This window comes from Pedobacter cryotolerans, assembly GCF_005116475.1.
In the GTDB taxonomy this organism is placed as follows: domain Bacteria; phylum Bacteroidota; class Bacteroidia; order Sphingobacteriales; family Sphingobacteriaceae; genus Pedobacter; species Pedobacter cryotolerans.
On record NZ_SWBO01000017.1, the window covers coordinates 38,054 to 46,573 of the forward strand.

The following is an 8,520-nucleotide window of genomic DNA, read 5'->3' on the forward strand; positions in this document are numbered from 1 at the left end:
ATAATGGTCAATTCTAAAGCTTCAGAAGATACATCGTGGTTAAATAGTTTAAGAGTTATCGCTACAATTAGCGTTATTTTACTACATGTAACCGCTCCCCTTCTTTACAAATTCACAAAATTTTCTGGTGTTAATTGGCTTACAGCTAATTTTTTCGATAGCCTTGTTAGGTTCTGCGTTCCGATTTTTGTGATGATTACTGGTGCTTTATTGCTTCCAAAAAACTTTAAACTGAATGATTATTTAAAAAAACGCGTTGCCAAAATAATTTACCCATTTCTGTTTTGGATCACCGTTTATTCATTACACATATTATTATTGTTAAAAGATGGATTTGACCTTCCATTTGTAAAGATGCTAACCATTTCAGAATCTGCTAATGGCAATAAAACAACTTATCATTTTTGGTATATCTACATGATTATCATCATCTATTTATTAATCCCAATTGTTGGTAGATGGATAAAAAACGCAAAACACAAAGAAATTATTTACTTTTTAATTTTATGGTTTGTTGCTATAACACTTACACACCCGTTATTAGCTAAATACATCCCCTACTTTAATTTAAAATATTTTGGCGGATTTATTGGATATGCTGTTTTGGGATATTATTTATCAATCCGCAATTTTAATCATGTTAAACACATTCAATTAAAATCTATTTTAATTTTTGCACTTGGCGTAGCGATAACTTTTATGGGCACTTATTTATTATCCGTAAATAGCAGTCGCATGCGGATAGATTTATACACTTATTTTTCTCCAAATGTAATACTTGCGGCAATTGGTTTATTTATATGGTTTAAACACACTAAACTATCTAATCCTACTTTAAAAAATGTGTTTAAATTTATCAATAAACAAAGTTTTGGCATTTATTTTATTCATATTTTAGTGTTGTATTGGCTAAACAAATTTGGCGTAAATGGTGCTGTTTTCGGCCCAGCAATTGGCATTCTGCTGACCACTTTATTATGTTTAGCTATTTCAAGTTTATTTATATTTTGCTTACAAAAAATTGGCTTAAAAAAAATAGTTGGGTAATACTATTTGTAAAGCGAAGGTGTTGCATTTCATCTGTTCCGAAAGTTCTGCCATTCACTTTATTTGACCCTGTCTTATGCTGTTAATGCAAATCTAGATGTTAAGCGAAGCGCATCTCGAACTTAAAATAGTAGTGGATTTCAAATCCACTTTATCCAATTCTTCGAGATGCCTTTCAGAACATCTCGAAGAGCGAAAATAAAAAACAATTTGTCCTTCGACTACCTGCCTACCGCAGGCAGGCGCTCAGGATGACAATTATTTTTTATTTTCTCCTTAACTTAATGACAATGCATGTTCGTTCCTGTTAGGCTTAAATTACTTAGGTATACCCAAGTTAACTAGACCCGACAGAGCGAAAAAGCCCGCAAGGTGAGGAACGAACCGAGGACTTGAAGCGGTGGCGGGACTGCTTTAACCGAAAAACCACTACAATTGATCTTCAAAAAATTAGAAAATATTTATAAAACAAAAACCCAGCTTTTAACTGGGTTTTTAATATTTAAACGGGTAAACGGTTCATTTCAATATCGTCTGGTGTAACGAAAATTAATGGTACTTTCTCTACATCCACGTAACTAGAATCGAGGCCAAAACTGCTCACCTCAGATAAACTAATGCGCTTAAGCACAAAATAATAATCCATTATGGTGCGCTCATAAAAGCTCAAATTTGTAAACTTAGATAAATGTTTTTCTAACAACACAAAGCGAAAATCGCCCGTAATTTTATGTTTATTTAAAGATTTGTATTGGCTTGTAATGTCAACTTCACCATTTTTAACCAACTCTTCAACCACTTTACGATACAATAAATTAACTCTTTGCTCAATTCTAAAACCGAGTTTAAAATCGATACGGATCAATTTACCAGGAATTAAAAACTCTACTTTATAATCCATGGTGTAAGGCTCATCCATTACATCAACATGTACCAGCCAGTACACATCGGCACGTTTAGGTTCTTTTTGTATAATAGAATAAATAATTTTAGATTCTATTTCAGTTTTAAAGTTAGCGCTTGTTAAATAAACCAATTGAGACGAAAATTTAGGAACACTTTCATCATTACTTAGCTCTTTTAAAATCTCATAATAATCTTCAATTTCTACATATTTTACAAAGCGATTTTTAATTTTTCGAGAGTTATACCAGGTCCACATTACGCTTAATAAAGCGCAGCTTAACAATAATGTAACCCATCCGCCATGTAAAAACTTAGCCATGTTACCTATTAAAAAGGTAAGTTCTATTGCGGTATAAACCACAACAAAGATTACAATAATGTATTTAGGAAATTTTTTCCTAATCATGTAAACGGCTATCAAAACGGTAGTCATTAAAAACGTAAGGTTAATTGCCAAGCCGTATGCACCCTCCATTTTATCAGATTCTCTAAAATAAAGCACAATTAAAATACAGCCTATACACAACAACCAGTTGATAGATGGGACATATAATTGTCCTTTTTGTACACTAGGATAATTGATACGCACTTTTGGCCAAAGGTTTAATCTAACTGCTTCAGAAATTAGGGTAAATGAACCAGATATCATGGCTTGCGATGCAATTACTGCAGCTGTTGTAGCCAAAATAACCAAATAAATCACCATGCTTTCGGGCACTAATTTAAAAAATGGGTTATCTAAGGGATTATTTGGATTATAGCTGGGATTACTTAAAACCCATGCTCCTTGACCCATATAATTGAAAATAAGCATTGCTTTTACAAATATCCAACTGATGCGAATATTTTGCTTACCGCAATGACCTAAATCGCTATATAAAGCCTCGGCACCTGTTGTACATAAAAACACACCACCTAAAATTAATAAAGCACTCGGGTTGTTAATTAATAAACTAATCGCATAATAAGGGTTTAATGACTTTAAAACAGAAAGATCATCAGAAATATGCATTACGCCTGTTACCCCTAGTACCGCAAACCAAACAAACATAATCGGGCCAAATAGTTTACCAACTAAGTTTGTACCAAATTGCTGTATTACAAACAATAACGTAATAATGCTGATTACAATAGGTAAAACTGGAACTTGTGGAAATTTTAACTTTAAACCCTCAATTGCTGATGTAACGGTTATACTCGGTGTTATCATACCATCGGCAAGCAGAGCAGCACCCCCAATAATGGCTGGTATCACTAACCATTTTGCCTTTTTACGAACTAAAGAATAAAGGGAAAAAATACCACCTTCGCCTTTATTATCAGCTCTTAAAGTTATAATCACATACTTTATGGTAGTTTGCAGGGTCAATGTCCAAATTATACAAGACAAAGCACCCAAAACTAAATCTGGGTTAATTGCTTGGCCCGTATTAAAAACCGATTTAAAAATTGCTTTTAAGGTATATAAAGGCGAAGTTCCAATATCTCCAAAAACAATACCTAAACTTACAAGAACACCACCCGCCGTAAGCGCATTAACGTTTTTATGATTTGACACAGCTATAAAATTTTGGATGCAAAATTAATTAAATAATTAATATTAAGCAGATTATTATTTTTGATAGATCTGAAGCAAAAAATACAGTAAAAATCTTGGGTGTTAAATAGTGTTAAATAATACTTTAAACAACAAATTGTTTAATTTCTTTATTTAATTATTTATATTTTTGCTAGCAGTTAAGATGAATTTAAAGCCAAAAATAGCGTTCTCATGGAGTTTACTATGCATAATTTGCATGGTTGTTTTGATGGGTTCTAGCGTTTTTGCTCAAAAAGTAGATACTGCTAAAATTTCTTACAAACCAAAACCTAAAGTAGTTAGCAGGGTACCACAAATTAAAGCTAACATTACGCCATATAAAGTTGGCAATATAGGTTTAGGTTCAATAAGCAATCAAACTACACTAAACACTCCCCTAAAATCTGGTAAAGTTATTACCGTTTTAAAAGTTTATCCTAATCCTGTTAGCGAACAGATTAATATTAGTTTAAAACTAGAAAGAGAAACAACTTTTGTGGTTAAAATTACTGATATGCTTGGTAATGATGTTGTAACCTTAGCAAATGAGCGCTCGCCAGCTGGCGAACAAACCAAAACTTACACCATTCCAAACAGATTAAATACTGGCATCTACTTTTTAAAAATTGTGGCTGGCGGCGAGCCTGTAGTAAAAAGGATTTCTGTTTTATAATTTCCAAATTTTCTTTTCCTATTTTTGTTTTATGAAGATTATTGCTATTGGACGCAACTATGCTGCGCATGCTAAAGAATTGAACAATGCTGTTCCTACAAAACCTATTATATTTTTAAAACCTGATACTGCCGTTTTAAAAGACAATAAACCCTTTTACATTCCTGATTTCTCTTCAGATATACATTACGAATTAGAAGTAGTTTTAAAAATTTGCAAAGAAGGAAAGCATATTGCTGAAAAATTTGCCAGCAATTATTATGATGAGCTAGGACTTGGTATTGATTTTACAGCTAGAGATATTCAAACGCAACACAAAGAAAAGGGTTTACCTTGGGAGTTAGCAAAAGCATTTGATCATTCGGCCGCTGTAAGTTCATTTTTGCCAAAGGCAGATTTTTCAGACATGTATAATCTTAATTTTGAGTTACAAATTAATAAGGAAAGCCGTCAACAAGGCCATACTGCTAATTTATTATTCTCTTTCGAAAATATTATTTCCTTCGTATCTCAATACATCACCTTAAAAAAAGGAGATTTAATATTTACAGGTACACCAGAAGGAGTTGGCCAAGTTAAGCAAGGCGATCAGCTAGAAGCTTGGCTAGAGGGCAAACAATTACTAAATTTCAGCGTTAAATAGATTAATGTTATACTTTAAAAATTCTCAAAACCTATTTAGGTTTAAACCATCTTTTTGGGCTGTTATTTTTCTTTTTTTCGCCATCAAGGCTGATGCACAGCAAGTTTTTAGCAACAATAATTATCCTTTAACTGATTTTAGACAACCCTTAGACATCATACCACCTGCACTTGCTGGTTCTTTTGGTGAATTAAGATCAAACCATTTTCACTCTGGTGTAGATTTTAGAACGAACCAACGAACTGGCTATCCTGTTTACGCAACTGCTGATGGTTTTATTTCGAGATTAAGAGTTCAAAATAGTGGTTTTGGATTGGCTTTATATATCAATCATCCAAACGGCTATACCTCTGTTTATGGTCACTTGGCTAGGTTTAATCCTAAAATTGCACAAGAGGTTAAAAAAATTCAGTACCAAAAAAAATCTTACGAAATTGATGAATTTCCTAATGCCGACTTTATACCTGTTCGTAAAGGAGAAATTATCGCATATTCTGGCAATACTGGGAGCTCTGGTGGACCACATTTGCATTTCGAATTACGAGATACAAAAACAGAAGCAACTGTTAATCCGCAATTATTGGGCATTCAAATCCCCGACAATATCCCTCCGGTTATTTATGCTATGTATGTTTATCGCCTAAATGGCAAACCATTTAATGAATTTACACCAAAACAATATTTTCAGGTTGCTGGCGGTAATGGAAATTATAGCCTAAACAAAGTAACAACAATTAACCTAAGCGGAGAAGTTGGCTTTGGCATAGTTGCTACTGATAAACATAGTGGAAATTCTGGTTTAAATGGCGTTTATTCTATTGAGTTAATAGTTGATGGAAAAGCAGTTTTTACCTCAGCCTTAGAAAGATTTAGCTTTGCCAATAGCAAGGGCATTAACTCACACGTAGATTATCCAGCTTTGCTGAATATAAAAAGGAGCATACAAAAAAGCTTTGTCGACCCAGGAAACCCATTACAGATTTATAGTAACCTGGTAAATAGCGGAAGGATTAATTTTACAGACGACAAATTACATCAGGTTAAATACATTATTACCGATAGTAAAGGCAATAAAAGTACTTTAGCTTTTAATGTTAAAGCAGATGCAAAAGCAATTATACCAACGCCTGCTTTACCAAATGGCACTACTTATCAATATGTAAATGTTAATGAATATAATAAGGAAGATGTAAAAGTTATTTTACCAAAAGGAACTTTATATAATGATTTAAATTTTGTTTACAAGAAATCAGCAAAACCTCAAACCAACGCCTTTTCTGCCATACATCAAATACATAATAACTTAACTCCTTTACATTTAGGTTTCGAAATTTGGATTAAAGCTGATAGCACTTTGGCTAAATACCGAAATAAAGCTTTAATTGTAAACACCAATCGTTCATCACAAGGTGGATATTTTGAAAATGGTTACGTAAAAACCAAACCACGTAATTTTGGAAGCTTTTTTATTGCTATAGATACCCTAGCCCCTACAATTGTACCAGTTAATATCGCCAATGGCAAAAACATGGCTGGCTTAAGTAAGATGAGTTTCAGAATTAGCGATAACTTATCAGGAATAAAAAGTTTTAACGGTTATATTGATGGTAAATGGGTACTGATGGAATTTGATGCTAAAACAGCAAGTTTATGGCATAACTTTGATGAGCAAACCAAACCAGGTAAACATAGTTTAGAGTTAATTGTGGTTGATATGAAAGATAATACCAAGCGTTATGCAATAGACTTTTACAGATAATTAAAAAGATTGTTGAATTGCTAAATCGCTAATTGTTAGTAAATTACAAACCAACAATGAAACAACTCAATAAAAAAGAAATATGAGTACACTTAACCAAGGCGATAAAGCCCCAGAATTTACTTCAAAAGACCAAAATGGAAATGCTATTTCTTTAGCCCAGTTTAAAGGGAAAAAAGTGGTATTGTACTTTTACCCAAAAGATAGCACACCTGGTTGCACCGCCGAAGCGTGTGATTTTAGAGATAACTACCAAGATTTAAAAGCTCAAGGAATTGAGGTTTTAGGGGTAAGTATTGATGATGAAAAATCTCACCAGAAATTTATAACTAAATACGATTTACCTTTTACTTTGTTGGCTGATACTGATAAATCTATAGTAGAAGCTTATGGGGTTTGGGGTGAAAAAAGCATGTATGGCAAAAAATACATGGGTACCAATCGCACAACATTTATTATAGATGAAGAAGGAAATATCGCTCACATTTTAACAAAGGTTGATACTAAAGCGCCTACTGCACAAGTTTTAGCATTAATCAAATAAAAATTTTACTAATCAGTATTATTGTTGGCAAAATTTTTAAGGTTAATTCAATAAATTTAGGCAAAGAGATAAAACTTTTCTTAAAAGTAGAAATACCTTTAATTATTTATAATTACCTTGCCTTTATTAAACAGTTACAATTTATAAATAGATGGACGCAACGTTTTTTTACCATAATTGCTTCATCAACAAAAACATATTACATTAATGAAACATACAATTAGCGAGTTAGAAGATATCGCCTCACAGGTGCGAAGAGATTGTTTGAGAATGGTACACGCCGTACAATCGGGCCACCCAGGTGCATCTTTGGGCTGTGCAGATTTTTTTACTGCATTATATTTCGAGGTTTTAAACCACAATCCAGACTTTAAAATGGAAGGTGTTGGCGAAGACCTATTCTTTCTTTCAAACGGACACATCTCTCCAGTTTGGTACAGCGTGTTGGCAAGATCTGGGTATTTTGAAGTAAGCGAACTTAAAACTTTCAGAAAATTAGATTCTCGTTTACAAGGTCACCCAACAACGCATGAAGGTTTACCTGGTGTTCGTATCGCCTCTGGTTCATTAGGTCAGGGACTTTCAGTAGCCATCGGAGCAGCTTTAGCTAAAAGAATGGACGGAGATAAATCTTTAGTTTATGCTTTAATGGGCGATGGAGAATTACAAGAAGGCCAAAACTGGGAAGCGTTAATGTTTGCGCCTTTTCACAAAGTGGATAACCTGATTGCAAGTGTAGATTACAACGGTCAGCAGATTGATGGTCCGACGGAAAAGGTATTGTCATTAGAAAATTTACAAGCAAAATTCGAGGCATTTGGCTGGCATGTAATTACCTCTGATGGAAACGACATGGCCGAAATTGTAAAAGCTTTACATTATGCAAAATCKTTAACAGGYAAAGGCAAACCAATTTTAAACTTAATGAGCACCCAAATGGGCTACGGMGTTGATTTTATGGTCGGYACGCACAAATGGCATGGTTCGGCACCAAGCAACGRGCAACTTGAAACCGCATTGGGTCAGTTAAAAGAAACAGCTGGGGAYTATTAATTAGATTTGAGACACTAGACATGAGATTTGAGACTTCTGAAACTCCAATTTCATTATAATATTGTTAAAAAGAGATTTGACATATAGATATGAAGGAGGGAAAATTTCTAACCCCATCTCACATCTCATATCTCACATCTCATATCTCACAAAAATGAAAACCTGCGAAGCAAGCTTGAACGCAGATAATTTAAAATATACACATCGTGAAAAAATACACATATACAGAAAAAAAAGATACACGTTCGGGTTTTGGAGCAGGATTGCATGAAGCAGGTAAACGCAATGAAAACGTTGTTGCCCTTTGTGCCGATTT

General features: G+C 33.7%; 7 protein-coding genes and 1 pseudogene. 7 read left to right on the top strand and 1 reads right to left on the bottom strand.

Features of this window, described 5'->3' with window-relative positions; genetic code table 11:
* The first annotated feature begins 3 nt into the window (after window positions 1-3).
* Window positions 4-1,047, top strand: a complete 1,044-nt coding sequence (locus FA045_RS18030; protein ID WP_136878481.1) for an acyltransferase — start codon at window positions 4-6, stop codon at window positions 1,045-1,047.
* Window positions 1,048-1,549: 502 nt separating this feature from the next.
* Here FA045_RS18030 and FA045_RS18035 read toward each other — a convergent pair.
* Entirely contained in the window at window positions 1,550-3,511 is a 1,962-nt protein-coding gene (locus tag FA045_RS18035) for a KUP/HAK/KT family potassium transporter (RefSeq protein ID WP_136878482.1), read from the bottom strand.
* Between the two features lie 238 nt (window positions 3,512-3,749).
* On the opposite strand from FA045_RS18035, the gene FA045_RS18040 reads away from it, so the two are divergent.
* From FA045_RS18040 to FA045_RS19105, 6 genes and pseudogenes are all read left to right on the top strand, one after another.
* Window positions 3,750-4,205 carry a T9SS type A sorting domain-containing protein gene (locus FA045_RS18040; protein ID WP_136878483.1) on the top strand — a complete coding sequence of 152 codons (456 nt, stop codon included), beginning with the start codon at window positions 3,750-3,752 and terminating at the stop codon, window positions 4,203-4,205.
* A gap of 31 nt (window positions 4,206-4,236) precedes the next feature.
* Window positions 4,237-4,848, top strand: coding sequence for a fumarylacetoacetate hydrolase family protein (locus FA045_RS18045; protein ID WP_136878484.1), 612 nt, complete (start codon window positions 4,237-4,239; stop codon window positions 4,846-4,848).
* Window positions 4,849-4,852: 4 nt separating this feature from the next.
* The gene (locus FA045_RS18050) at window positions 4,853-6,607 is read left to right on the top strand and encodes a M23 family metallopeptidase (RefSeq protein ID WP_136878485.1); all 1,755 of its coding nucleotides are present in this window, start codon (window positions 4,853-4,855) and stop codon (window positions 6,605-6,607) included.
* 82 nt (window positions 6,608-6,689) lie between these two features.
* On the top strand, window positions 6,690-7,151 hold the full coding sequence (gene bcp / locus FA045_RS18055) for a thioredoxin-dependent thiol peroxidase (protein ID WP_136878486.1): 462 nt from the start codon (window positions 6,690-6,692) through the stop codon (window positions 7,149-7,151).
* A gap of 207 nt (window positions 7,152-7,358) precedes the next feature.
* A complete protein-coding gene (locus tag FA045_RS18060) occupies window positions 7,359-8,204 on the top strand; it encodes a transketolase (RefSeq protein ID WP_136878487.1) in 846 nt (281 codons plus the stop codon).
* Window positions 8,205-8,410: 206 nt separating this feature from the next.
* A pseudogene (locus FA045_RS19105) lies at window positions 8,411-8,520 on the top strand (transketolase family protein); the annotation flags it as partial.